We start from the raw sequence: 25884 nt of genomic DNA, 5'->3' as shown, positions 1-25884 counted from the left end.
CAATGACAGCCGCGCCACCGAGCCATCACGTCCACGCGGCCGGCGCCAGCCGGCCCGCGTCCGGCCAGCGGCAAGCCCCGCATTTGGAGCATGGCGGCTATACTTGCCCGCTATTTCTCCGCTTTCCGGCCGACCAAGAATGCAGAAGACCTACGATCCCAAGGACCTCGAGCAGCGCATCTACCAGCGATGGGAAGCGAACGGCTGGTTCCAGCCTTCGGGCCAGGGCAGCCCCTACTCGATCGTGATTCCGCCGCCCAACGTCACCGGCACGCTGCACATGGGTCATGCCTTTCAGCACACGCTGATGGACGTGCTCACCCGCCAGCATCGCATGCAGGGCGAGAACACCTTGTGGCAGCCGGGCACCGACCACGCCGGCATCGCGACCCAGATGGTGGTCGAGCGGCAGTTGAACGCCGAAGGCGTGCACCGTCGTGATATCGGCCGCGAGGCCTTCGTCAAGCGCGTGTGGGATTGGAAAGCGCAGTCCGGCGATACGATCTCCCGTCAGGAGCGTCGCATCGGCAACTCGGTGGACTGGTCGCGCGATCGTTTCACCATGGATGAAGGGCTGTCGCAGGCCGTCACCGAAGTGTTCGTGCGCCTTCACGAGGAAGGCTTGATCTATCGCGGCAAGCGCCTGGTGAACTGGGATCCGGTACTGCACACCGCGCTGTCGGATCTGGAAGTGCTGCCGGTCGATGAGCAAGGCTCGCTGTGGCATTTCCGTTATCCCATCGAGGGCGGCAACGAACACATCGTGGTCGCGACCACGCGCCCGGAAACGATGCTCGGCGATACCGCAGTGGCCGTGCATCCCGAGGATGAGCGTTACCGGCATCTCATCGGCAAACAGATCCGCCTGCCGCTGACCGATCGTTTGATTCCGATCATCGGCGACGACTACGTCGATCCGACGTTCGGCTCCGGCTGCGTCAAGATCACTCCGGGCCATGACTTCAACGACTATGAGATCGGCCGGCGCCACTCGCTGCCGCTGATCAACATCTTCGACGCCAACGCCGCGCTCAACGAGCAGGTGCCCGAGAAATATCGCGGACTGGATCGCTTCGTCGCGCGCAAGCAGGTCGTCGCCGATCTCGATGCGCTGGGGCTCGTCGAGAAGATCGAACCGCACGCGCTGAAAGTGCCGCGCGGTGACCGCAGCAACGCGGTGCTCGAGCCATGGCTCACCGATCAATGGTACGTGCGCATCGCGCCGCTCGCGCAGCCTGCGATCGAATGCGTCAAGGACGGCCGCATCCGCTTCGTGCCGGAGAACTGGGCCAAGACGTATTTCCAGTGGATGGAGAACATCCAGGACTGGTGCATCAGCCGCCAGCTGTGGTGGGGCCATCGCATTCCGGCGTGGTACGACGATCAAGGCAACTGCTACGTCGCGCGCTCGGAAGAGCTGGCGCAACAGCTGGCGCGTCTCAAGCTGGGCCGTGACGTGCAACTCACCCGCGACGAAGACGTGCTCGACACCTGGTTCTCCTCGGCGCTGTGGCCGTTCTCCACGTTGGGCTGGCCGGAGCAGACCGCCGAGCTGAAGTCGCTCTATCCCACCAGCGTGCTGGTGACCGGCTTCGACATCATTTTCTTCTGGGTGGCCCGCATGATCATGATGGGCCTGAAGTTCGCCGGCGACGTGCCGTTCCGGGAGGTGTACATCACCGGCCTGATCCGCGACGAGAACGGCGACAAGATGTCCAAGTCCAAGGGCAACATCATCGATCCGCTGGATCTGATCGACGGCATCGATCTGGAGTCGCTGGTCGCCAAGCGCACCACCGGCCTGATGCAGCCGCAGATGAAGGACAAGATCGAGAAGAACACGCGCAAGCAGTTTCCCAAGGGCATGCCCTCGTATGGCGCCGACGCGTTGCGTTTCACCTTCTGCGCGCTCGCGACCATGGGGCGGGACATTCGTTTCGACTTGGGGCGCATCGAAGGCTACCGCAACTTTTGTAACAAGCTGTGGAACGCTGCGCGCTATGTGCTGATGAATCTGGAGAATGCGCCGCCCGCCTCCGCGTCCGGTCCTGTGGAATATTCCGCGGCCGATTCGTGGATCCGCTCGCGGCTCGGCGCAACCATCGAAGAAGTGCGTGCGCGGCTCGCCGAGTATCGCTTCGATCTTGCTTCGCAGGCTTTGTACGAATTCGCCTGGTACGAGTACTGCGATTGGTATCTCGAGTTGTCGAAGCCGACGCTGCAATCGGATCAGTCGAGCGATGCGCAGAAGCGCGGCACACGCGAGACGCTGGCGTCGGTGCTGGAGGCATACCTGCGTCTGTTACATCCGCTGATGCCTTTCATCACCGAAGAGATCTGGCAGTCGGTGGCGCCGCTCGCCGGACGCAAAGGCGAGACGATCATGTTGCAGTCGTATCCGAGCGCTGCGGAGTTCCCCCGCGATGCCGCGGCTGAGGCGGCGATTGCGCCGATCAAGGCCGTGATTCTCGGCGCGCGACAGATTCGCGGTCAGCTGGATATTCCGCAGGCTCGTGAAATCGCGGTCGCGTTTCAAACGCCTGAAGCCACTGACGAAGCTTCGCTTTCGGCGAACCTCGCCGTGGTTCGCGGCGTCGGCAAGATCAGCGAGCTGCAAATTCTTCCCAGCGATTCGGCGCTGCCGCCGTCGGCCACCGCCAGCATCGATCGCCGCACCATCTCCTCGCCGCTCACCGGCCTGATCTCCGACCCGCAAGCCGAGCTCGCGCGCCTGCGCAAGCGCAAAGCAAAGGTCGAACAGGACCTCAAGCGCGAAGACGCCAAGCTCGCGAACCCCAACTTCGCCGCCAACGCCAAGCCCGAAGTGGTCGCCGAAGTCCACGAGCGCATCGCCGAGTTCAAACGCCAGATTGCGCAGCTCGATGAGCAGGAACAGATGGTCGGCAGCCTGTAATCCGGAACGAGGTACGGCGGCGCAGGCCTGCGGTCGCTGCGTGGCGAATCTGCTGAACGTATTGCCGCGAATGCGAACTACCTACTTGCATTTCGCGGCGTACTAAACACACTGGCCGGCGACCGAAGCCGGAGAGCGCATGAATTCCGCCATCCCCACTCTGATCACGCAAGCCGACCCACTGGAGCTGATCACCGCCACCACGGCGCAGCTCAATCGGGTGATCCTGGGCAAGGAGCACCAGGTGCGACTGTGCATCTCGTGCCTGCTCGCGCGCGGCCATTTGTTGATCGAGGACATTCCGGGCGTCGGCAAGACCACGCTGGCGCACGCGCTCGCCGAGTCGCTGGGTCTGTCGTATCAACGCATCCAGTTCACCAGCGACCTGCTGCCCGCGGACATCATCGGCGTGTCCGTCTTCGATCGTGAGACCAGCACGTTTCAGTTCCACAAAGGCCCGGTGTTCTCGCAACTGGTGCTCGCCGACGAGGTGAATCGCGCCACGCCCAAGGCGCAGAGCGCGCTGCTCGAAGCGATGGAAGAGCACCAGGTCACCGTCGATGGCGCCACTTATCCGCTCGCCGCGCCCTTCTTCGTGATCGCGACTCAGAATCCGGTGTATCAAATCGGCACCTATCCGTTGCCCGAGTCGCAGCTGGACCGTTTCCTGATGCGCATCGAGCTCGGCTATCCCGATCCCACGCTGGAACGCCAGCTGCTGCTCGGCCAGGATCGTCGCGATCTGGTGGCGACACTGGCGCCGACGCTATCGCCCCAGCAACTGCTGTTGATGCAGACGATGGTGCCCAAAGTCCACGTGTCCGATGCCTTGCTCGATTACGTGCAAGCCATCGTTCGCTACACGCGCGAGTCGCCACTGTTCGAATCTGGCATCTCGCCGCGCGCTTCCATCGGCTTGCTTCGCGCCGCGCAGGCCTGGGCGCTGATCCACGGTCATCAGGGCGTCGTGCCCGAAGATGTGCAGGCCGTGCTGGCGGGGGTCGTCGGCCATCGCCTCAAACCGCGTGACGACTCCGCGCCGAAAACGCCGACCGAGGTGGGCCAGTTCGTGCTCAAGGAAGTGCCGGTACCCTGACCGGCGCTGCCGCCATGGTGGCCATCAATCTCGATTTCGGCATCGTACGCCGGCTGCGCCAGTGGTCGCGGCGTTGGGCGTTCAAGCGTCACGGCGTCGACCCCGATCCGCTGACGCTGCCCGGCCGGCGCATCTACATCATTCCCACAGGACTGGGGGTCGCGTTCGCGGCGATGCTGTTCGCGATGTTCATCGGCGCGATGAACTATGCAAACAATCTCGCGCTCGGCCTGACCTTCCTGCTCGGCTCGCTCGCGCTGACCGCCATGCACTACGCCCACCGCAACCTGTCGGGTTTGATCGTGCGCTCGGCCATCAGTGAGCCGGTCTTCGCGGGCGACATGGCGAGATTCCATATCGCGTTGGAGAACGCCGCGCCATTGGCGCGTCACGAGCTCACGTTGGCCAATGATCATGGCGCCGCTGCGCCCTTGCGCGTGCCCGCGAATGGGCGCGGCGTATTCGAGCTGCAATTGCCGGCGCCGAGGCGTGGTCTGCTGACGCTGGATCATTTCGAGATCGTCACCAAACATCCGTTCGGACTGTTTCGGGCGTGGTCTCATGTGCACATGAAGTTGAACTGCGTCGTCTATCCCAAACCGAGCCCTCGCGGACTGTCCGCGCCGCCGGTCGAAACCGATACGGGCGGCGCACAGGACTCGACGCGAGGCGATGAGGAATTCGCCGGCACACGGCCGTTTCATCCGGGCGACTCACCTCGTCGTATCGCATGGAAGGCGTATGCACGCGAGCAAGGCCTGCATGTGAAGCTGTACGCTGGCACGGCCGTCACATCGCACGTTTTCGATTGGGATGTGCTTGGTGGGCTGAGCACCGAAGCGCGGCTGTCGCAACTCGCGCGCTGGATCGAAGACGCCTACGCCGAAGGGCGCGCTTTCGCATTGAAGCTGCCGGACCTCGAGATCCCGGCGAACATCGGGCCGGCGCACCGGCAACGCTGCCTCACGGCGTTGGCGTTGTTCGAGCCATGAGCGTCGCACTCACCGCACGGCTGGAGCAATTGACCCCGCTCGGAAAGCGGCTGCCGTGGGTCACCGCGGGACTCGCACTGTCCGTGCTGCCGCACGCAACTCACATTCCGATCTGGACGCTGCTGATCGCCGCCATCGCTGCGGCCATCCGACTGGTCATCGAAGTCAAGCGCTGGCCGCTGCCGCCGAAGTGGATCCGCAGCGCCATTGCATTCGGCGCGCTCATTGGCGTGCTCTTGAACTTCCGCACGCTCAACGGCATCGATGCAGGCACCTCGCTGCTCATCGTCATGGCGGGCATGAAGCTGCTGGAGACGCACTCCATCCGCGATCTGACCGTCGTGGTGTTTCTTTCGTACTTCGCGCTGTTCGCCGCGTTTCTCTACAACCAGAACATTGTCTTGCTGCCGTACATGATCGTCACAGCGTGGCTGCTGACTGCGACGTTGATGCGCATCCATCAGACGGAAGCGATGTCCGTGCGGGAAGCGGCCGGCACCACCGCGAAGATGTTTTTGCAGGCGCTGCCACTGGCCGTGCTGTTGTTTTTGTTCTTCCCGCGCCTGCCCGGCCAGTTCTGGGCCGTGCCGCCGCGCGAAAAGGCGCTCAGCGGATTGAGCGAGGAGATGACGCCCGGCGACGTGTCCGAGCTCAGTCTGTCCAGCGCCATCGCGTTTCGCGTGAAGTTCGAAGGCGATCCACCGCCTGCGCGAGAGCGCTACTGGCGCGGGCCGGTGTTGCATCAGTTCGATGGCCGCACGTGGCGCCGCGTCGGCACGCCCTTCTCGCAGCAAGAGATCGTCTCGTCGGGGGCGACCTATCGCTATCGCATCTCGATCGAGCCCCAGGAGTACAACTGGGTGTTCCCGCTCGACATGGTCACCGGCTGGAATCGGGATCGCGCATTCCGCACCGGCGACTTTCAATTGTTCGCCCGCCAGCAGCAGATCGCGGTGCTCACCTCCTTCGATCTGGAGTCCTCGCCGACCTACGTCACGGCCACCGAGTTGCACCGGGATCTGCGGCACTTCGACACCGCGCTGCCCGCCAACCGCAACGTGCGCACCGTCGCGCTCGCCAGGCAAATGCGCGCGAGCGCCGGCAGCGACGAAGCATTCATCCAGTCCGTGCTGACCAAATTCGCCAGCGAAGAGTTCTATTACACGTTGCAGCCGCCGGCGCTCGATCTGAACGCGGTCGACGATTTTCTGTTCAACACCAAGCTCGGCTTTTGCGAGCACTTCGCTTCTGCGTTCACGGTGATGGCGCGCGCGGCCGGCATTCCGGCGCGCGTCGTGACGGGCTACCAGGGCGGCGAATACAACCCGATGGGCGACTATTTCATCGTGCGTCAGTCGGACGCGCATGCGTGGTCGGAAGTCTGGCTGGATGGTCGTGGCTGGCAGCGCATCGATCCCACCGCCGCGATCGCCCCACAACGCATCGAGCGTGGCCTGGATGCGGCCATCGCCGCATCCGAAGACGTACCGGGCCGAGCGCTGCGCCAGAACGCCGCCCTGTCCAAGCTGCGCATGGCCTGGGACGCCGCCAATACTTTCTGGAACGATCAGGTGGTGCAGTTTGGAACCGCCCAGCAAGGCTGGCTGCTGGCGAAGTTCAACATCGACCATCCGCGTTGGGAATATCTTGGCGTTGCGATGATCCTGGCGTTGCTCGGATTTTTCGCGGTGCTGTCCGCATACCTGGCGTGGAGATTCCGGCCGCGGTCGCGTGATCCTGTGGCGCACGTATATGAGCAGTTGTGCCGCAAGCTCGCGAAGCTTGGCGTGCCACGCTTGCCGCATGAAGGACCCAACGACTACGTCGCTCGCGCCGCCGAGGCCCGCCCCGAGTTGGCGGCGCAGCTCGCCGAAGTTCGCTCGGTGTATGTGGGATTGCGCTACGGACCGGCGCCGCTGCCCACCCAGCTCAGCCGACTGAAGTTTCTGGTAAACCAGTTGCAGGCGTAGCCCCGCGCGTCGCGCGAGCGGCGAACACGAGCACGATCGCGCCGCCTGCAAACAACAATGCGACCGACAGAATCGCCATGCGCGAATTGCCGGTCAACAGCGCCGTGAAGCCCATCAGGAAGGGACCCAACACCGCGGCGAACTTACCCATCATGTTGTAAAAGCCGAAGAACTCGCCGGCTCGGCCCGCCGGAACCAGCCTTCCGTAGTACGAGCGGCTCATCGCCTGAACGGCGCCCTGCACGCAACCGATCGCGGCGGCCATCACGTAGAACTCCGACACGCTGGTCATGAAGACCGCGTAGAAGGTCACGGCGGCGTACACGCCGATGCCGACGAAAATCCCCACCAGTGGACTGATTCGATCGCCCAGTGCGCCAAACAGCAGCGTCGCCGGGAAGCCGATGAACTGAATCATGAGAATGCCCGAGATCAGGCTGTCCGCCGGAAAGCCGAGCGCCAGGCCATAATCCACCGCCATCTTCATGATGGTGTTCACGCCGTCGATGTACATCCAGTACGCCAGCAGGAACAGAATCACCGCGCGAAACTTGCGGATCTCCTTGAAGGTGCGCACCAGCTCCTGGAAGCCTTCGCGCAGCGCGCGGCCCGCGCCGATCGGCGCACGATCTTCTGTTCGAGGGAACGCACGGAAGATCGGGATCGCAAACAAGCTCCACCACACCGCTACAGAAACAAACGACACGCGAATCGCCTGTTCCGGGCTGGCAAGACCGAACATCGCCGGCTTGGCGAACATCAGCACGTTGACGGTGAGCAGCAGCGCGCCGCCCAGATACCCGAGCGCGTAACCGAAGCCGGACACCGAGTCGATGCGCTTGGGCGGCGCGACCTTCACCAGCATCGAATCGTAAAAGATCAATCCGCCCCAGAAGCCCAGCGATGCCACAGCAAACAACAGCGCCGCCGCCTGCCATTGACCGACGCCCACGAATGCGAGCATCGCCGTGGGGATGACGCCGATGGCCGTGAACGCCGCGAGAAAACGCAGATGCGCGCTGCCGCGATCGGCCATGGCGCCGAGCCACGGCGCCATCACCGCCAGCACGAAGCTCGAGACGCCGTTGGCGATGCCGAGCCAGAAGGTGCTGGTGGTCGCATCCTGATCCGCCGTCAGGTACTGCTTGAAGAACAGTGGAAAGAACACGACCATCACCGTGGTCGCGAACGACGAGTTCGCCCAGTCGTACAACGCCCAGGCGAAAACCTTCTTGGTGATCAGCGGCGACTTCATGTCGTGGAAGTGACTCGTGACTGGTGACTTGGGACTGGCCGGCGCGGAGGATCAGGCGGCCGCAGCCAGATGTTCGCGCGTTTCGCGGAAATCCAGGTCGGGCCAGCGTTCCAGGGTGAGTTGCAGGTTGACGCGGGTGGGCGCGAGATACACCAGCGCGCCGGAATGATCCAACGCCAGGTTCTCGTACGCCTTGGTGCGAAACTCGTCCAGCTTCTTCGCGTCCTTGCCGTACACCCAGCGCGCGGTGAACACGTTGACGTTGTCGAACGAGGCCTGTACTGAATATTCGTCCTGCAGACGAAACGCCACTACGTCGAACTGCAGCTGACCGACCGCGCCGAGAATCAGATCGTTGTTACGCAGCGGCCGGAACACCTGCGTCGCGCCCTCTTCGCACAACTGATCCAGGCCCTTCTGCAGCGCCTTCATGCGTAGCGGATCGCGCAACACCACGCGACGGAACATCTCCGGCGCGAAGTTGGGAATGCCGGTGAACATCAGCGACTCGCCCTCGGTGAAGGTGTCGCCGATGTTGATCGTGCCGTGGTTGTGCAGACCGAGGATGTCGCCGGCGAAGGCTTCGTCGGTGTGCTGACGGTCGGCGGCAAGGAACGTCAGCGCGTCGTTGATGCGCATCTCCTTGCCGAGCCGGACATGAAACAAACGCATGCCGCGCGAATATTTACCCGAGCAGATGCGCATGAACGCGATGCGATCGCGATGCCCAGGATCCATGTTCGCCTGAATCTTGAACACGAAGCCGCTGAGTTTCTCCTCCATCGGCTCCACGATGCGGCCAGTGGTCTCGCGCGGCTGCGGACCCGGCGCATGTCTCACGAACGACCCAAGCAGCTCCGTCACGCCGAAGTTGTTGATGGCCGAGCCGAAGAACACCGGCGTCTGGCGCGCGGCCAGATACTCCTTGGTGTCGAACTCGGGCGCGGCGCCGCGCACCAACTCGACTTCGTCGCGAAACGTCTGCGCGCGCGCGCCGAGAAATTCCGTCGCCGCATCGCTGTCCAGCTTGTCGATGGTGGCGTGCGTGCCCGCCCGGCCTTTCTCGCCCGCCTGATAGATATAGATGCGATCTTCGATCAGATGATAGATGCCCTGCAGATCCCGGCCCATGCCGATCGGCCAGGTGATGGGCGCGCAGGAGATCTTCAGCACCTTTTCGATTTCATCCAACAGCTCCATGGGCTCGCGGCCTTCGCGGTCGAGCTTGTTGATGAACGTCATGATGGGCGTGGCGCGCAGGCGGGTCACCTCCATCAGTTTGATGGTGCGCTCTTCGACGCCCTTGGCGCAGTCGATCACCATCAGCGCCGAATCGACCGCCGTCAAGGTGCGGTAGGTGTCCTCGGAGAAGTCTTCGTGGCCCGGCGTGTCCAGCAGGTTCACCATGCGGCCATCGTAGGGAAACTGCATCACCGAGGAGGTGACCGAAATGCCGCGCTGCTGTTCCAGCGCCATCCAGTCGGAGGTGGCATGCCGGGCGGCCTTGCGGCCCTTGACGGTGCCGGCCAGCTGAATGGCGCCGCCGAACAGCAGCAGCTTCTCGGTCAGCGTGGTCTTGCCGGCGTCCGGGTGGCTGATGATGGCAAAAGTTCGTCTTTTGCTGATTTCCTCGGGGGTGGGGCCATTCGGCATCGGGACGGATCCTCAGACTGCACGCGCGTCGGGTGCACGAATTCACGAATTCAGGGGGGCGGCATGATAGCCCAGAAACGCCCCGCTCGCCCGGGCCGCCCCGTCGCTCGGATCGGACGCTGAGATAACGACAGCGGGCGTGACAGATGTCGGCAAGCGCCGAATTCATCGGACGGAGCGCCATGAGAATAACAACAGCAATTGCCTTCGCAGGGATCGCCACCCTGCTGGCCGCTTGCGTGAACGTCGTCAGGGTCAACGAGCAGAAGGAGAAGGCCCCCAAAGCAAAGGCCGTGAAGGGCATTCCCTTCTACGTGAAGACGCAAACCTTCCAGCAGGTCACCGTGTACCGCCAGACCTGGCTGCGCGCCCGACTGTCGGTCGCCCACAAGCTGATCGATATCAAGGAGGGCAAGGAGGTCACGACCGACAAGGGCGCGCAGGCGTTCACGCGCGACCTGCTCAAGGCTCAGGATCTCGCGCCCGGCACGAAAGACGAACTGGCCGAGTTCAAACGTGAATTGCTGGCCGCCAACCTGGATCCCGACGCCGACATTCCCGCACTCATCGCGCGCTTCAACCGCCTGCCCGCGATCGATCTCAAAAGTAACATTCCGGTCCCCGAGCTCAGCAGCAACGCCGTCGAATCCGCGTGGGTGGTGGACCGGACCCGAACCTATTTTCTGAATGCGCCACTGCCCTGGTTTGGCTCGGGCAGTCTGACTCAGAAGCTCGCCGACAACGGCACGCTTCAGGAGGTGGCCTCAGCCCCAGACACCAAACTCGCGGACGCGCTGAGTACGCTGATCCCCTTCAAGGAGTATCTGACGGGCGAGTTCGTGAAGCCGGCGAGCGAAGCCGCCTCCAAGGGCAGCAGCACCGAGGCGCAGGTGAAATCGCTGCAGGGGATTCTCAAGTCGCAGGCGCCGGCGACCATGCCCGCCAATCAGCGCCTGGTGACGACGCTGTCCCTGGCGCTCGAAGAGATTGGTTACGAATACACCTTGTCGACCCAACCCAGCGCCACGCCGCTTGCTCCAAAACAACCGCTGGAGTTTTCGACCGTCATCGACAAAACGGCCCTGTTCACTCGCAAAGCCATCGGCGGCGACGCCAAGCCGGAGGCGCCCAAGGACGAAGGCCAGAAGGTCGGCATCTCGGGGAACATCAGCTTCCCCAAGGGATGGCCGGGCAAGCAGTAAGCGGGCTCAGGAGCTGGTGAGCACGCGCTTGTAGACGAGCGCGTCCTCGCGACCGCCGGCGGCCTGGTAATAGGCCTTGCGCACGCCGACTTTGACGAAGCCCAGCGATTCGTAGAGTTTGATGGCTACCGGATTGGACGGGCGCACTTCCAGGAACACATCCTGCATTTCCGCTTCCTTGGCGCGACTCAGCAGAAAATCCATCAGACGCCGACCGACGCCGACGCCGCGCAGGTCGTTGCGAATACAAATATTGAGGATGTGGGCCTCGCCGGCGCCGTACGACATGATGCCGTAACCGGCCACCTGTCCTTCGAACTCGACCACGCGGCACAAATAGCCCACGCGCACGCAGTCGCGAAACACGCCCTCGCTCCAGGGAAACAGGTAGGAGGCCCGCTCCACCGTGACCACGGCGGGCACATCGACGAGCGTCATCGGCCGAAAGCGAACCGCTTGATACAGCGCGCTACGGTCGAGCTCGGCGCTCACGCCGTTGCCCCACTTTGCAATGTCTCGAAGGTACGCATGGCCAACAACAGATCGGCCCATGATTTGCGTTTCTCCACCGGGCTGCGTAACAGATAGGCCGGATGGTAGGTCACCACCATCGGGCGATTGCCCGCGATCCGATGCACCGCGCCCCGCAGCTTGCCGATGGGCGTGTCCACCTCCAGCAGCGTCTGCGCGGCAATCCGACCGACGCACAGGATCAGCGCCGGGTTCACCAGCTCGATCTGCCGATACAGATAAGGAATGCAGGCGCGCACTTCTTCGGGTTTCGGATCGCGGTTGTTGGGCGGTCGCGATTTCAGAATGTTTGCGATGAAAACCTGTTCCCTGCCCAGACCCACGGCTTTCAACATGGCGTTGAGCAGCATGCCGGCGCGGCCGACAAACGGCTCGCCCTGCTTGTCCTCGTCGGCGCCAGGCGCCTCGCCGATGATCATCCAGCGGGCGCGGCGATCGCCAACGCCGAACACCCCGTTGGTGCGCGTGGCATGCAGGGGGCACTTCGTGCAGGAACGCACGGCGGTTGCAAGCTCGTCCCAACCCAGGTTGGCGACGCTCGCATCCGCGTCGGCCAGATCGACCTTGGTGTCGATGCCGGGCGACTGAACGACGCGGGCCTGAACGGCCGGCTCGGTGCGAATGGGAATGACAGGCGCCATCGGCGCCGGGGCCGCTTCGACCCGGACGGCCGGCTGGGCATCCGCTTGGGCACTCGGCTGGGCACTCGGCTGGGCGGCGGACGCGCGCGCGCTCGGGTCCCGACGTTCCCAGACGTCGATGTCGAGTGCCTTCAGATAGGCCAGGCGGCGGGAATCCATGCGAGACGGTGCACTGCTGAATGGTTATGCGTGGAAGCTTACCGGCACCGGCCGCGCGAGACCATCGGCAAACCTCACCCCACGCCCTGCCCTTCAAGGGGCAGTTTCAGCGGGGCGCTTCTTGCGAGTCACTTTGCGCCAGACCCAGTGGAGCGGCGCCGAGGCGGCATACAGACCGAACAAGGTGAACAGCGACACCGGCGCCAGCGACACGATCACATAGATCAACGGGATCAGCGCCGCATACACCCAGGGGATGCGGCCCCGCATGTTCAGCTCCTTGCCGCTCCAATAGGAGAACTTGCTGACCATCAAGGCGCCGATGCACAGGGTGATGCTGAAGGCCAGCACCAGGGCCGAAAACCCGGTGACCGGGAATTCGCTGACCAGCCAGATGAAGCTTGCGACCGCGGCCGCCGCCGACGGGCTCGGCAGACCTTCGAAGTAGCGCTTGTCCGCGGTCGCGGCCCGGGAATTGAATCGGGCCAGGCGCAGGGCCGCCGCCACGGCATAGAAAAAGCACGCGAGCCAGCCGAAGCGGACCCAGAACGGGCCATAGCCGTAGATGCGCTCGATGCCCCACTGGTACACCACGATGGCCGGCGCGACCCCGAAGGCCACCATGTCGCAAAGGCTGTCGTACTCCTTGCCGAAATCGCTCTGGGTGTTGGTCCAGCGGGCCACGCGTCCATCCAGGCCGTCGGCCAGCATGGCCACGAAGATCGCGATGCCGGCATGCGAGAAGTTGCCGTCGATGGCCGCGACGATGGCGTAGAAGCCGCCGAACAGCGTGCCGGTGGTGAACAGGTTGGGCAGCCAATACACGCCGCGGCTCGGCCGCCGGGTGTCCACCGGCTCAAGATCGCTGCTGTGATATTCGGCGCTCATGCGAATCGCGGTGGCTCAAGGTCCGGTCGGGTGGGCACTGAAACGGCGCCAGGCGCCGATTCAGAATGAATGTGTCGCCGCGCCTCAGGTTCCGGCCAGGGGCCCTGCTGTGACGCGCTCCAGGTCTCGCTGCTTGGCCGCATGATATTGTGCGGCCCGCAACACGCACAACATACATGGTCAGGCCACCGTTCAGTGTTCTAACCCGCCCAATCACTCGAGCATGGATCGTCGTATCGCGATTGCACTGCGCTGCCTGTTTCTGGTAGCGCTGGCCAGCCTGGCCGCGCCCCCGCCTGCCCTGGCCGACCGCCAGCAGGACCCGGCGCTCGGCCGGTTCCTGCAAAAAACCTTGAAGGAAGCCCCCTGCTTCGAAGACGAGTTCGAGCAGAAGGTGTGGCTCGCCACCATGGAGCCGAAGCTGCTCAAGCTGGTGAAGGACGAGCAGGAGCGCGCCGAGATCCTGCATCACGTGTTCTGCGAGGCGCGTCGTCTGCAGTTGCCGCCGGGGCTGGTGATGGCGGTCATCGATGTAGAAAGTCGTTTCGATCGCTGGGCCGTGTCCTCGGCCGGCGCGGTCGGGCTGATGCAGGTGATGCCGTTCTGGCCGAATCAGCTGGGCATGACCAATTCCGAGCTGGTGCGCATTCCGCAGAACGTGCGCATGGGCTGCACCATCCTCAAGTTCTATCTCGACCGGGAAAAGGGCGACTACACCAAGGCGCTGGCGCGCTACAACGGCAGCGTCGGCCGCCGCAACTATGCGGACCTGGTGCTGACGCGCCTGGCGAACCGCTGGCAGTACCGCTAGCGCTGCGCGAAGCCGACCGGCAGATCCAGCAGTTCGTCCGGCGACAGCTCCTGCACGTCCACCTGTTTCACATCGGCGGCCGGCGGGCCTTGCCACAACCAATCGACTAGAGACTGCACGGCCTGAGGCTCGCCCACGGCCAGCACTTCCACGCGCCCGTCGGGCAGATTGCGGGCATAGCCGGCGCAACCGAGCTCGGTGGCTTTTTGACGAGTCGAGGCGCGAAAGAACACGCCCTGCACCCGCCCGGAGATGAAGCAACGGCGTGCTATCAAGATCGACACCTTATCCAGATGAATGCGTGCTCGGGTTGAATGCGCGCTCAGCTGGCGCCGTTCCGATCGTCGGCGGTGCGAGTGGAGCTGAGCGCCTCGGCGGCCTTGCCGCGAGCGGCGATGGCGTCGCGTCGGGCTTGTTTGTAGGCGCGCCGCTGCAGGCTGACTTCGGCGCGATTCAACAAAGCTTCGGCTTCGACCAGGGAGGGAGGTGCGGTGACCGATTCGCTGGCGGCTTCGCGTGCGGCCTTGATGGCCTGCCGGGCGTTGCTCATCTCCTGCACGGGAGCGCCGGCGCACGCAGCCAGGCCCATGCTCATTGCAAGCATGAGTAGCGTCAAACAACGAAGGGATGACTGGCTTACCATGGCGATTTTTTCAATCGACCGTAGCAATCGCAATCTACACCGTCAAGGAGCGCCTGCATACAATGCACGCGCCTTGACTGCCCGCCTCGCGTTGCATTCATCCCACATCGGGCGCGCGGCAATGATTTTTCGGAGCATCCGCGCGCATGGCTGAAATCCTGGTTTTGTTTTATTCACGCAAAGGCAGCACCGCCGAGCTGGCCAGGCAAGTGTGCCGCGGCGTCGAGTCGGTGAGCGGCGCGAAGGCCAAATTGCGCACGGTCCCGCAAGTCACCACGGTGATAGAACAACCGCAGCCGCCGGTGCCGAACGAAGGTCCACCGTTCGCAACCCATGAGGACCTGCGCGAATGTGACGGTCTGGTGATGGGCAGCCCGACGCGCTTCGGAAACATGGCCGCGCCGTTGAAGTATTTCCTGGATGGCACCAGCGCGTTGTGGGCCAGTGGCGGATTGGCCGGCAAGCCCGCCGGGGTGTTTACTTCCACGCAGACCATGCACGGCGGCCAGGAGACCACGCTGGTCAGCATGATGCTGCCGCTGATCCATCATGGGATGTACATCGTAGGCGTGCCTTACACGGAACCTGCGCTCACTCACACTCGCTCCGGCGGCTCTCCCTATGGCGCGAGTCACGTGGCGGGCATCAGCCCGCAGGGCAAACTCACCGACGACGAACGTTTGCTCGCGGCGCTGTTGGGCAAGCGCGTCGCCGAGCTCGCCGTTCGTCTCGGCAAGGACAAGTGAGCCCGATGCCCAGTGAGAGACCGAGCGACTCGCGTATGTCGAACACCGACGCGATGGTTCCAACGGAAAGCTCGATCGCGCAGCGGACCCGATTCGCCGTGCTGTCAGCCATCGGCTTGTTGATCGCGGGCCTGATCGCCTGGCGTGCAAGCGATGGCATCACCACCGGCGATGTAGTGCTGGTCGTTGTATTGACCTTGCCTGTGCTGTTCGCGCTGCCTCGCCTGATGAGGGGTCATCGACGCACCTATGCGTGGATGACGTTGGCCGTCACTCCGTTTCTGATCGTCGCGCTCACCGAAGCGGTGGCGAATCCCGCCCAGCGGATCTGGGCCGGCATTTGTCTGATGCTGGCCTTCGTGTTGTTTGTGTTGCTGATCGCGTATCTGCGCGTAACGCGGCCGCTAGCTAAGGCGTGAGGCGCCGTTCCAGCACTTCTTTGACGAACGGCACCGTCAAGCGACGTTGCGCCACCAGCGATGCCGCATCGAGCTCGTCGAGCACCGCGTACAGATGTGTCATGTCACGCGGTAACCGACGCAACATGTATTGAGCGGTTTCATCCGGCAATTCCAGGCCGCGCAGCTGCGCTCTCAACTGCAACGCCGCCATCTGTTCGGACTCATCGAGGGGCTGCAGCGTCAGCACCAGGCCGCCGTTCAAGCGCGAGCCCAGGTCACGCAACTTGAAAGGGAGCGCGGCGGGCGGCGCAGAACCCGCGACCAGCAATCGCCCGCCGCGCTCATCGAGCTCTTGATGCAGCCGAAACAAAGCGCGCTCCCACTGTTCACGACCGGCCACCACCTGCGCATCGTCGAGACAGACGATGGCAAGCTCACCGAATCCGGCCAGCAGCTCTTCGCCAAGATCGATGACGTCGGGCAGCGGCAGATAGGCGGCGGTGCGCCCGTCACGACTGGCTCTCGCGCACACGGCCTGAAGCAGATGCGTCTTGCCGGTGCCGTGCGCGCCGTGAAGCCAGATGCAGGTGGGCGCGCGGCGACGATCTGCGGCATGCAAGGCGAGCAAGGCATCGACCGCCGGCTGATTGCGTCCGGCGAGATAGCTTTCGAACACCGAGCTGTCGGGCAAGCGGATGCCGAGCGGCAGCTGCCCGTGAGACGGCAACATCACGCCAGCCCGTGTTTTGCCCGGCTCGCGGCGATCGCCTTACGTGTGTAAGTCACCACGTAATCGATGCCGCTCACCACAGTGGTCACGAACACCATGGCGCCCAGAATCAGCAGCGCGGTGTCCGGCGCCCACTCGCCGGCCTTGGCCGCCACCGCGAGCAGCAGATACACGATCTGGCACAGCGTGTTGATCTTGCTGATGACCGTCGGGTTGCCATGGGGATAGCCATAGAGCGCGTTATAGGTGATGGCCCCGATGGTGATGGTCACATCACGCAACACCGCCGTGGCCGCCAGCCACACGGGCACCACGCCGATCACCGCCAGCGTGATGAACACGCTCACCAGCAGGATCTTGTCCGCGAGCGGATCGAGGATCTTGCCCAGCTCCGACATCCAGCCGCAGCGCTTGGCGAGAAAGCCGTCCAGGCCATCGGTGAAGCCGGCGAAGGCAAACACCCACAGCGTGGCCTTGTACTCGCCGGCCGTCAGCAGCCAGGCGATCGGCACGACCAGCAGCATGCGCAGAATGCACAGGGCATTGGGAATATGCCGCATAGGCGCGCTGGATCGGGCTTCAGGGGCGATAACGGAATGTGAGTCGCTCGGCGCCGGGCGCCGCCGCGTCGTCCTGGGACACCAACCGGCTGTCGAGCGCGATCGCGCGACGCAGAGTCGAAGCATCGCCGCGCACGGCGAGCTTGAATCGCATGGTGTCGCCCGACACCTGTTCCAACGAGACCGCACGCACCAGGGTCATGCCTTCCAGATAATTCAGCGTGCTGGCGTACGCATCGAGATCGCCGATGCCGGACACTTCCACCACCACGTTGCCCAGCGACGAGCCCGAAGCGGCGAACACTCGAGCAAACGTATCGGCCGCAAGATGAACGCCCTGCTCCATGCCGCCACTGGTTTGCGAGGAGCCTTCCACCGTGACCAGCGTCCAGCGGACCATTCCGCCCTGCGCGCGGCCGACCAGCGCCGCGTTGGCGCCATAGCGGTCCGCTTCCTGAAGCGCATTCGACTCGTCGATGCCCTGCGGATCGACCGCCGGCCACTTGAGCGGCAGGCCCCGCTCGCGCGCGACCTTATCCAGAATGTCTCGCTGCACGTTCGGCTGATCGCCGCTGATCCAGTGAGTGTAGCCATTGGGTTCGGTGACGTTCAGCAACACCAGCGTCGCGGGCCGCTCGCGCCCCCAGATCGGCAGACCCGCCTCCTGCAGCAGCCGATCCACCGACACGCTGTCGAATCCGACTTGCAGCACGTTGTCGGCGGTGAAGCCGAAGCGTTGCACGTATTTGCGTGGATCGTTCAAGGCCGAGCCCAGGCGCGCCGGAGCGTCGCGCTGGCCGCTGACTCGCACCACCACCGTTTTGAGCGCGTCGACAAACGCCGCCTCCCGCGCGTCGTTCAGCACCGGCTGATCGGCTTCGTAGAGATAGTCGAGCGTCACCGCGCCCACCGGCAGCGCTGTCGCGGCCAACAGCCACGACATGCAAAACGAAACCCAGCGGATCAACGCCTTTGTCCCGATCATCGCTCGCAACCCATCCTTTTAACGCTCGCCCAAGGTGGCGTCCCACCGCCGGTCGACCGCGTGTAAAATACCACAGCCTACCCCTAGCCCCGCCGAGCCCGCGCCAGACTATGCAACCCTCCGAGCCGATCACCTACAAGGACGCTGGCGTCGATATCGAAGCCGGCGACGAACTGGTCGAACGCATCAAGCCCGCGGTCAAACGCTCGATGCGCAAGGAGGTGCTGGGCGGCCTGGGCGGCTTCGGCGCGCTGTTCGAGATTCCGCTGGACCGCTACAAGAAGCCGGTGCTGGTGTCAGGCACCGACGGCGTCGGCACCAAGCTGCGCCTGGCCATCGAAACCGGCCGGCACGCCACCATCGGCATCGATCTGGTCGCGATGTGCGCCAACGACGTCGTCGTGCAGGGCGCCGAGCCGTTGTTCTTCCTCGACTACTACGCCACCGGCAAGCTCAGCGTCGATGTGGCCGAGACCGTGATCAAAGGCATCGTCGAAGGCTGCGTTCAGGCGGGCGCGGCCCTGATCGGCGGCGAGACCGCCGAAATGCCCGGCATGTACGCCGAAGGCGACTACGATCTGGCCGGCTTCTGCGTCGGCATCGTCGAGAAGGACGCGGTGATCGACGGCCGCAATACCCGGCCCGGCGATGTGCTCATCGGCCTGCCCTCCTCCGGCCCGCATTCCAACGGCTACTCGCTGATCCGCAAGCTGATCAAGACCAGCAAGGCGACCCCCGCGACCAAGATCGAAGGCGGCTTGCTGTACGACGCGCTGCTTGCGCCCACTCGCATTTACGTCAAGCCGTTGCTCGAACTGGCCAAAGCCGTGCCGGTGCGCAGCTTCGCGCACATCACCGGCGGCGGCCTGACTGAAAACATTCCGCGCGTGATTCCGCACGGGCTCGAAGTGATGTTGAGCTCGCAGACCTGGAAGCAGCCGCCGGTGTTCGACTGGTTGCAGAAGGCCGGCAGCATTCCGGCAGCGGAGATGTACAAGACCTTCAACTGCGGCATCGGCATGACGGTGTGCGTGGCGGCCGAACATTGCGACAAGGCGATGCGCCTGCTCAACGAGCATGGCGAGAAGCCGCTGGTCATCGGCGAAGTGCGACGTGGCGACGGCGGCGTCGTGATTCGCAGCTGATCTGGAATGACGGTTCTAGCCAGCGGCTCACCGCACACCAGACTGCCCATCGTCATCCTGATCTCGGGTCGCGGCAGCAACATGCACGCGATCGCCGAGCGGGCGGCGTGCGGCGATCTTCCGGTCGAGATCCGTGCTGTAGTGAGCGACAAAGCCGAGGCAGCCGGACTTGCGACGGCCGCTTCGATGAATATTCCTACTCGCTCGCTGTCGGCGCGCGAGTTTGCCGATCGAGCCAGTTATGACCAGGCGCTGGCCGCGCTGGTGGAAAGTTTCCAGCCGCGCCTGGTCGTGCTCGCCGGCTTCATGCGCATCCTGAGCCCCGGCTTCATCGCCGCATTCTCGGATCGCATCCTGAACATCCATCCTTCACTGCTGCCGCTGTATCGCGGGCTGCACACGCACCGTCGTGCGCTGGAGGCCGGCGATGCGCTGCATGGCTGCAGCGTGCACTTCGTCACCGAGGAACTTGACGGTGGGCCGCTCGTTATTCAAGCGCAGGTGAAAGTACGGCCCGGTGACAGTGAAAGCACGCTTTCAGCGCGAGTTCAGCGGCAGGAACACAGGATTTATTCGCAGGCGATCGACTGGTTTGCGCGCGGGCGCCTGCAGTTGCGAGAGCAGCGCGCGTGGCTCGATGGCCGGCCGCTGCATACGCCGGTGATCCAAGCGCCCTTGGACGATGATCCCGGCAACGCGCTCGACTGACGAGGTACTGGATGCAGCGGCTGACACAGTTGATCACGTGTTTACTGGGGACGCTGCTGTTCGGGGCCGCAGCGGCTGCGGACGCCATCCTTCCCAAGCCTTTCACCGCGACCTATGAAGTGACTTATCGCGGCATGCGCGCGGGGCAGATCACATTCAAGCTGACGCGCGATGACGCCACCGGCCGTTACACGTATGAAACGACGGCCGATCCTTCCTTTCTCGCCCGCATCGTGATCAGCAACGCCGCGGTCGAGCGCAGCGTGATGGAGATCGGCCCGAACGGCGTGCGCCCGCTCGAGTGGTCGCTCGATGATGGCAAGCCCGGCACGGCCAGAGACGGTCAGCTGCAGTTCGACTGGAATAAGAAGCTCGTGACCGGCGTCATCGAGGGCGAGAAGATCGAGCTGCCTCTGGAGCCCGGCCTGCAGGACCGCCTGTCCATCCAGATCGACGTCGTCACTTCTTTGCTACGCGGCGAGGAGCCCGGTCTCATTCCGTTGATCGACGACAATCGCGTAAAGCGTTACAGCTACGTCAAAAAAGAAACAACCTCGATCGACACCAAGCTCGGCAAGCTCGACGCCATCGTCTACGAAAGCACCCGCCAGGGCTCGAGCCGGCAATCCCGCTTCTGGCTCGTCCCCGACCGCGAATACCTCGCCGCCCGCGCCGAACAAATCCGCAAAGGCAAGGTCGAGACGGTGATGGTGCTGCAGTCAGTCCAGTAAATCCTTCCGCGCGCTGCGCCGTGTGAGGCTTCGCGGAAGCGCTACTATGATGTGGTCATGCCACCGCTGGCGCTCGCCTTCGTCTGGTCTATACTCGAGCCATGGCTCTCTCCATGCACGAGTTGACGAACATGGTCATGCAACTGCCCGAGCGGCAGCGAGCGCAGCTCATTGCCAATTTGCTGGCTTCGCTGCCAAGCGTGCTGATAGACCAGGATGAAGGCGTCGCCGAGGCGCTGCGGCGCGATGCCGATCTGAACAACGGGTCTCAACGTGCGATGTCGCTCGAAGAGCTGGACGCCGCCATCCATAATCGCCGCCGTGACTGATGAGGCTGACGTTTCATCCCCACGTAGCCTCGGACATCATTCGAATAATTTCTCACTACGAAGGGCTCGGCGGCCCGAATCTCGCCGCTGAGTTTCATGCCGAGCTGCGCGCAACCTTCCTGAAGGCGCTCGAAGCGCCCCTCAGCTATCGCGTCCAGGAGCGCGGCTTGCGGCGGATCAACCTGCCGCGCTTTCCGTATCACATCCTGTTTCGAGTCGTTGACGAGGACTTGAGAGTCCTTGTGGTTCGTCATCACAGCCGACGCCCGTCCCTGGGAATTTCGCGGCGCTGAATCAGGCGCGAGGCAGGGTGACGCCTTTCTGGCCCTGGTATTTGCCGCCGCGATCCTTGTATGAGGTTTCGCAGACCTCGTCGGACTCGAGGAACAGCATCTGCGCGACGCCCTCGTTGGCGTAGATCTTGGCGGGCAGGGTCGTGGTGTTGGAGAACTCGAGGGTGACGTGGCCTTCCCACTCGGGCTCGAGCGGCGTCACGTTCACGATGATGCCGCAGCGGGCGTACGTGGATTTGCCGAGGCAGATCGTGAGTACGTTGCGCGGGATGCGGAAGTACTCGACGGTGCGCGCCAGGGCGAAGGAGTTCGGCGGGATGATACAAACATCCGAGGTCACATCGACGAAGCTCTTGGAGTCGAAGTCCTTCGGATCCACGATGGTGGAATTGATGTTGGTGAAGATTTTGAATTCGTTCGCGCAGCGCACGTCGTAGCCGTAGCTGGAAGTGCCGTACGAGATGATCTTGCCATTGTGCGTATGACGCACCTGCCCGGCCTCGAACGGCTCGATCATGCCCTGGGCGGCCATGCGACGGATCCAGCGATCGGATTTGATGCTCATGAATTTGAAGTGACTGATGACTGGTGACTGATGACTGGTGACTGATGACTGGGACCGGAGTGGACTTGAGCGTCGCTCAGGTATCTTCGGTTGAAATGTTGGGGAACGCGGCCGTCGGTTGCAGACCGGCCACGACCAGACGGGCGGCCGTGCGCCGGGCGAAGTCGATATAAGCCCGGCCGAGTTTGCTGTCCGGCTCGGCGGCCACCGTCGGCCGACCGCTATCGGCCTGTTCGCGAATACGGATATCGAGCGGCAGCTCGCCCAGCAACTCCACGCCATATTGCTCGGCCATGCGGCGACCGCCGCCGGCGCCGAAGATGTGCTCTTCGAAGCCGCAGTTCGAGCACACATGCGTGCTCATGTTCTCCACGACGCCGAGCACCGGCACCGCGACCTTCTGAAACATCCGCAAGCCCTTGCGGGCATCCAGCAACGCAATGTCCTGCGGCGTGGTCACGATCACCGCGCCGCTAACCGGCACGCGTTGTGACAACGTGAGCTGCGTATCGCCCGTGCCCGGGGGCATGTCCACCACCAGATAATCGAGCTCGCCCCACCGGGTGGTCTCGAGCAATTGCACCAGCGCCTGGGTCACCATCGGCCCGCGCCACACCATGGGCTGCTCGACATCGACCAGAAAGCCGATCGACATCACCTTGAGCCCGAACGCCTCGGGGGCAATCATGGTCCGCTGATCGGGGCTGGTCGGTTTCTCCTGACTGAGTCCCATCATCTGCGGCTGACTGGGCCCGTAGATGTCCGCATCCAGCAGGCCGACGGCCGCGCCCTCGTGCGCCAGCGCCAGGGCCAGATTGGCCGCGGTCGTGCTCTTGCCCACGCCGCCCTTGCCGGAGGCGACGGCAATGATGTTACGAATGCCCTGGATGGGTTTGAGATTGTTCTGAACGGTATGCGAGTCGACCCGCCAGTTCACATCGATCTTGACCTGCTTCAGCCAGTTGAGCGAGCGTGCGCGGCGCTCGAGCTCCGCGCTGAGCTCGGCCGCGTACTGGCGGGCGGGAAAGCCCAGCTCGACACTCACTGCCGCATCGCCGTCGGCGAGGCGCACGATCTTGAGGCTTCCGGCGCGCTCGAGCGTCAGTCCGAGATAAGGGTCTTCGTAGCTGCCCAGCAGCTGGCGCAGCTCGGTTTCGTGCAAAGTAGTGTCGGAACTCATCGGCGTGCCGTTCAGGGAGCGGCCGATGCGCCAACACGGGCATCGGCGTGGGGCGCGGATTGTAACGGATTAGATTGCCTCCATTGCGGTTCCGACCGAGGATTGAGCGGGTCCCTTGGAGGGGAAATGCCCGACCTGAACTTGCTGCGCGTCAGCCGTGGCATAATGCGCGGCAATATTCGATGCGCACGGCAGCTGCGCCACTAAGAAACGGATACCGGAATACTCGATGAGTTTTTTTTCCGATCTCAGAGCCGAGCGCCTGATTGCCGAGATCCGCGGGATTGGGGACCCGCTGCATCCGGACTCGCAAAAAGCGCTACAAAAGCTCATGAGGGTCGGCCCGGGCGCGATTCCCAAGATCCTGGACGCGCTGGCGGTGGCGGACCGCAAGGAGACCGCCTCGTATGTGGACATCCTGGCCCAGCTGATCGACAACAAGAGCTTTCCCATCCTGGTGCAGGGCATGGTCGACGCCAGCCCCCGCACTATCTCGGCCATCGGCCAGGCGCTGATCGCCAGCCGCAACTACAGCGCCAATCTGCTGATCGAGCTGCTCGGCCGGGACGACATGCCCAAGCCGACCATTCTCGAGGTGATCGCCGCCCAGAAAGGCCGCTTCACGGTGCGCGACCTGCTCCAGCATGCCTACAGCCAGGAGCCCAACGAAAAGGCGGCGCTGTTCCGCCTGGTCGGCGAGCTGGCCGACGAGGCCGCCCTGCCCGAGCTGATCAGCCGCATCGAGGGCAAGGACGCGAGCGCTCGCATTCACATCATCAACATCCTGGCGCGCTACAACCGCCCCGAGGTATCGCAGGCCATCCAGACCCAGCTGCGCGATCCGAACAAGATGATCCGGCAGGCCGCGCTCAATGCGCTGTCCAAGATGGACGGCCCGGTGAACATCGGCCCGATCTGCCAGCTGCTGCGCGATCCCGACCTGGAGGTGGCCAACCGCGCCATCGACGTGGTGGTGCGCGCCAAGGATCCGGACACGATGAGTCACCTCATCGACGTGCTCAAGGACGAGAACGAATACGCGCGGCGCGCCGGCGTGGAAGTGCTGAATCATCTGGGCACTGCCAACGACATCAAACATTTGCTCCAGGTCATCAAAGATGACGACTGGTGGGTGCGCACACGCGCCGCGGACGCGCTCGGCAAGATTGGCGGCCCGCGCGTGGTGGACGCCGTCATCGAGCTGATTCGTGACGACGACGAGGACGTGCGCCGCGCCGCCATCGAGATCCTGAACCAGACCAAGGACGAGCGCGCCGTCAACTTCCTGATCGAAGCCACCAAGGACAAGGACTGGTGGGTCAGCGAGCGCGCCGTCGATGCGCTGGCGGAAATCGGCAGCAAGAAAGCCGTGCCCGCGCTGGTCGAGCTGTTGAAGACCGATAACACCCGCTCGCTGCCCACGGTGGCGCGCGCGCTGGGCAAACTCGGCGACACGCGCGTCATCGAACCATTGGTGACCCTGCTCGACCGGCCGGAAAAGGAAATCAAGGTCGAAGTCATCAACGCGCTCGCCCGCCTCGCCGACGAGAAGCGCGCCGACGCGGTGCGCGCCCACATTCAATCGGCGGGATCGAACACCAACGATCCCACCATCGAGCACGCCGCGGTCCGCGCCATCGAAGACATCGACCTGCGCTATTCGAGCACCGCGGTGGCCGCAGCCATCAAGGCCGGCCGCACTCATATCGAACCGACTCGCAGCGGCAAGACCCTGGCCGGCGAGCCGGCGCGCACCCTGCTCATCGATCGCGGCGATGTCGATCAGGTGATCAAGAAGGCCGAAGAAGCGGCCGCCGCCACGGCCAAGCTCGACATCGGCTCGCTCAAGCCGGGCGATGTGGTCGAAGGCCGATACAAGTTTATCGAGAAGATCGGCAAGGGCGCGTTCGGCACCGTGCTGCTGATGGAAGACACGGTGGTCGAGGAGCGGCTGATCCTGAAGTTCCTGAACCCGAACGTGGCGCAGGACGAAGAGATGATGAAACGTTTCGTGCACGAGCTGCGCTACTCGCGCAAGATCACGCACCGGAACGTCATCCGCATTTATGACTTTCTTTATATGCGCGGCAACTACGCCATCTCGATGGAGTATTTCCCGTCGCACACCCTCGGCAGCGAAATCGTCAACGAAAAACCGCTGCCGCTGCCGCGCGCCATCAAGTACGGCATCGATATCTGCACCGGCATGACCATCGCGCACCAGGCCGGCATCGTGCATCGTGACCTGAAGCCGGCCAACATCCTGATCAACAACGAAGGGCTGCTGAAGATCGTGGACTTCGGCGTGGCCGCTGCGCAGAAGGAAGGCGATACCCAGCTGACCAAGACCGGCTATGTCATCGGCTCGCCGAAGTACATGGCGCCCGAGCAGATCCTGGGCAAGAAGGTCGACGATCGCGCCGACATCTACAGCGTGGGCGTGATTCTTTACGAGATGTTGACGGGCGTGCCGCCGTACAGCCGCGGCGATCACATGTCGGTCATGTACCAGCACGTGCAGGGCAAGGCGAAGTCGGCCATCGAGGTCAACCCGCAGCTGCCCAAACACCTGTCCGATCTGGTCGCCAAGGCCATGGCCGTGGACAAGGCCAAGCGCTTCCAGAGCATGGACGAGTTGCGCGTGGCGCTGGAACAGGCGCTGCGCTGAGCGCCCACTGCTCGCCATCGCCCGGCCGCCCTCGCCCATCGGCGACGACCTTAGCGACGTTTAGGGGTTTGTCTCACCGCGACCACTG

26 protein-coding genes are annotated in these 25884 nt (G+C 63.7%); 14 read left to right on the top strand and 12 right to left on the bottom strand.

Features of this window, described 5'->3' with window-relative positions:
* The first annotated feature begins 139 nt into the window (after nt 1-139).
* From JM946_RS28750 to JM946_RS28735, 4 genes are all read left to right on the top strand, one after another.
* A complete protein-coding gene (locus JM946_RS28750; protein ID WP_203170903.1) occupies nt 140-2914 on the top strand; it encodes a valine--tRNA ligase in 2775 nt (924 codons plus the stop codon).
* 139 nt (nt 2915-3053) lie between these two features.
* Entirely contained in the window at nt 3054-4010 is a 957-nt protein-coding gene (locus JM946_RS28745) for an AAA family ATPase (RefSeq protein WP_203170902.1), read from the top strand.
* A 14-nt stretch (nt 4011-4024) separates the two neighbouring features.
* Entirely contained in the window at nt 4025-5002 is a 978-nt protein-coding gene (locus JM946_RS28740; protein ID WP_203170901.1) for a DUF58 domain-containing protein, read from the top strand.
* A complete protein-coding gene (locus tag JM946_RS28735; protein WP_203170900.1) occupies nt 4999-6972 on the top strand; it encodes a transglutaminase TgpA family protein in 1974 nt (657 codons plus the stop codon). The genes JM946_RS28740 and JM946_RS28735 overlap by 4 nt, the downstream gene beginning before the upstream one ends.
* Here JM946_RS28735 and JM946_RS28730 read toward each other — a convergent pair.
* Together JM946_RS28730 and JM946_RS28725 are read right to left on the bottom strand one after the other, a co-directional pair.
* Nucleotides 6932-8227, bottom strand: a complete 1296-nt coding sequence (locus JM946_RS28730) for an MFS transporter (RefSeq protein WP_203170899.1) — start codon at nt 8225-8227, stop codon at nt 6932-6934. The two genes, JM946_RS28735 and JM946_RS28730, sit on opposite strands and share 41 nt — an antisense overlap.
* Before the next feature lie 51 nt (nt 8228-8278).
* The gene (locus tag JM946_RS28725) at nt 8279-9880 is read right to left on the bottom strand and encodes a peptide chain release factor 3 (RefSeq protein ID WP_203170898.1); all 1602 of its coding nucleotides are present in this window, start codon (nt 9878-9880) and stop codon (nt 8279-8281) included.
* 182 nt (nt 9881-10062) lie between these two features.
* Here JM946_RS28725 and JM946_RS28720 point away from each other — a divergent pair, with 182 nt between their 5' ends.
* Nucleotides 10063-11082, top strand: a complete 1020-nt coding sequence (locus JM946_RS28720) for a hypothetical protein (RefSeq protein ID WP_203170897.1) — start codon at nt 10063-10065, stop codon at nt 11080-11082.
* A 6-nt stretch (nt 11083-11088) separates the two neighbouring features.
* Here JM946_RS28720 and rimI read toward each other — a convergent pair whose 3' ends face one another.
* The 3 genes from rimI to pssA all read right to left on the bottom strand — a co-directional run bounded on the left by rimI (nt 11089) and on the right by pssA (nt 13301).
* Nucleotides 11089-11574 (bottom strand): ribosomal protein S18-alanine N-acetyltransferase, encoded by a 486-nt coding sequence (gene rimI, locus JM946_RS28715; protein ID WP_203170896.1) that lies wholly within the window; start codon nt 11572-11574, stop codon nt 11089-11091.
* The gene (locus JM946_RS28710) at nt 11571-12413 is read right to left on the bottom strand and encodes a uracil-DNA glycosylase (protein WP_203170895.1); all 843 of its coding nucleotides are present in this window, start codon (nt 12411-12413) and stop codon (nt 11571-11573) included. The genes rimI and JM946_RS28710 overlap by 4 nt, the downstream gene beginning before the upstream one ends.
* A gap of 93 nt (nt 12414-12506) precedes the next feature.
* Nucleotides 12507-13301, bottom strand: coding sequence for a CDP-diacylglycerol--serine O-phosphatidyltransferase (gene pssA, locus JM946_RS28705; RefSeq protein ID WP_203170894.1), 795 nt, complete (start codon nt 13299-13301; stop codon nt 12507-12509).
* 223 nt (nt 13302-13524) lie between these two features.
* On the opposite strand from pssA, the gene JM946_RS28700 reads away from it, so the two are divergent.
* Complete coding sequence (locus JM946_RS28700) at nt 13525-14112, top strand: lytic transglycosylase domain-containing protein (protein WP_203170893.1); 588 nt, start codon at nt 13525-13527, stop codon at nt 14110-14112.
* Here JM946_RS28700 and JM946_RS28695 read toward each other — a convergent pair.
* Both JM946_RS28695 and JM946_RS28690 read right to left on the bottom strand, forming a co-directional pair.
* A complete protein-coding gene (locus JM946_RS28695; RefSeq protein ID WP_407700615.1) occupies nt 14109-14390 on the bottom strand; it encodes an acylphosphatase in 282 nt (93 codons plus the stop codon). The two genes, JM946_RS28700 and JM946_RS28695, sit on opposite strands and share 4 nt — an antisense overlap.
* A 44-nt stretch (nt 14391-14434) precedes the next feature.
* On the bottom strand, nt 14435-14707 hold the full coding sequence (locus tag JM946_RS28690) for a DUF4398 domain-containing protein (protein ID WP_203170892.1): 273 nt from the start codon (nt 14705-14707) through the stop codon (nt 14435-14437).
* 194 nt (nt 14708-14901) lie between these two features.
* On the opposite strand from JM946_RS28690, the gene wrbA reads away from it, so the two are divergent.
* Together wrbA and JM946_RS28680 are read left to right on the top strand one after the other, a co-directional pair.
* On the top strand, nt 14902-15501 hold the full coding sequence (gene wrbA / locus JM946_RS28685) for an NAD(P)H:quinone oxidoreductase (RefSeq protein WP_203170891.1): 600 nt from the start codon (nt 14902-14904) through the stop codon (nt 15499-15501).
* 5 nt (nt 15502-15506) lie between these two features.
* Nucleotides 15507-15920: a DUF2069 domain-containing protein gene (locus tag JM946_RS28680; protein WP_218043176.1), complete on the top strand. Its 414-nt coding sequence runs from the start codon at nt 15507-15509 to the stop codon at nt 15918-15920.
* Here JM946_RS28680 and hda read toward each other — a convergent pair.
* From hda to JM946_RS28665, 3 genes are read right to left on the bottom strand one after another with little or no spacing between them, the layout of a single operon-like run.
* Complete coding sequence (hda, locus tag JM946_RS28675) at nt 15910-16632, bottom strand: DnaA regulatory inactivator Hda (protein WP_218043175.1); 723 nt, start codon at nt 16630-16632, stop codon at nt 15910-15912. The genes JM946_RS28680 and hda overlap by 11 nt on opposite strands.
* A complete protein-coding gene (locus JM946_RS28670; RefSeq protein WP_203170888.1) occupies nt 16632-17192 on the bottom strand; it encodes a CDP-alcohol phosphatidyltransferase family protein in 561 nt (186 codons plus the stop codon). The genes hda and JM946_RS28670 overlap by 1 nt, the downstream gene beginning before the upstream one ends.
* A 19-nt stretch (nt 17193-17211) precedes the next feature.
* Nucleotides 17212-18135 (bottom strand): DUF2066 domain-containing protein, encoded by a 924-nt coding sequence (locus JM946_RS28665; RefSeq protein ID WP_203170887.1) that lies wholly within the window; start codon nt 18133-18135, stop codon nt 17212-17214.
* Nucleotides 18136-18287: 152 nt separating this feature from the next.
* Between JM946_RS28665 and purM the strand changes: the two genes are divergently transcribed.
* The 5 genes from purM (at nt 18288) to JM946_RS28640 (ending at nt 21383) form a co-directional block, all read left to right on the top strand.
* On the top strand, nt 18288-19322 hold the full coding sequence (purM, locus tag JM946_RS28660) for a phosphoribosylformylglycinamidine cyclo-ligase (RefSeq protein WP_203170886.1): 1035 nt from the start codon (nt 18288-18290) through the stop codon (nt 19320-19322).
* Between the two features lie 6 nt (nt 19323-19328).
* Nucleotides 19329-20030, top strand: a complete 702-nt coding sequence (purN, locus tag JM946_RS28655; RefSeq protein ID WP_203170885.1) for a phosphoribosylglycinamide formyltransferase — start codon at nt 19329-19331, stop codon at nt 20028-20030.
* 11 nt (nt 20031-20041) lie between these two features.
* Complete coding sequence (locus tag JM946_RS28650) at nt 20042-20761, top strand: DUF3108 domain-containing protein (RefSeq protein WP_203170884.1); 720 nt, start codon at nt 20042-20044, stop codon at nt 20759-20761.
* 101 nt (nt 20762-20862) lie between these two features.
* The gene (locus JM946_RS28645) at nt 20863-21090 is read left to right on the top strand and encodes an addiction module protein (protein WP_218043173.1); all 228 of its coding nucleotides are present in this window, start codon (nt 20863-20865) and stop codon (nt 21088-21090) included.
* Nucleotides 21090-21383, top strand: a complete 294-nt coding sequence (locus JM946_RS28640) for a type II toxin-antitoxin system RelE/ParE family toxin (RefSeq protein WP_203170882.1) — start codon at nt 21090-21092, stop codon at nt 21381-21383. The genes JM946_RS28645 and JM946_RS28640 overlap by 1 nt, the downstream gene beginning before the upstream one ends.
* Before the next feature lies 1 nt (nt 21384).
* Here JM946_RS28640 and dcd read toward each other — a convergent pair whose 3' ends face one another.
* Together dcd and apbC are read right to left on the bottom strand one after the other, a co-directional pair.
* Complete coding sequence (gene dcd, locus JM946_RS28635; RefSeq protein ID WP_203170881.1) at nt 21385-21948, bottom strand: dCTP deaminase; 564 nt, start codon at nt 21946-21948, stop codon at nt 21385-21387.
* Nucleotides 21949-22024: 76 nt separating this feature from the next.
* Nucleotides 22025-23128 (bottom strand): iron-sulfur cluster carrier protein ApbC, encoded by a 1104-nt coding sequence (gene apbC, locus JM946_RS28630; RefSeq protein ID WP_203170880.1) that lies wholly within the window; start codon nt 23126-23128, stop codon nt 22025-22027.
* A gap of 229 nt (nt 23129-23357) precedes the next feature.
* Here apbC and JM946_RS28625 point away from each other — a divergent pair, with 229 nt between their 5' ends.
* Nucleotides 23358-25796: a HEAT repeat domain-containing protein gene (locus JM946_RS28625; protein WP_203170879.1), complete on the top strand. Its 2439-nt coding sequence runs from the start codon at nt 23358-23360 to the stop codon at nt 25794-25796.
* Nucleotides 25797-25884: the final 88 nt, after the last annotated feature.

This window comes from Steroidobacter gossypii (assembly GCF_016801985.1).
In the GTDB taxonomy this organism is placed as follows: Bacteria; Pseudomonadota; Gammaproteobacteria; order Steroidobacterales; family Steroidobacteraceae; genus Steroidobacter; species Steroidobacter gossypii.
The sequence above is the reverse complement of the archived record's forward strand: the minus strand, read 5'-3'. Positions and strand labels throughout refer to the sequence as shown.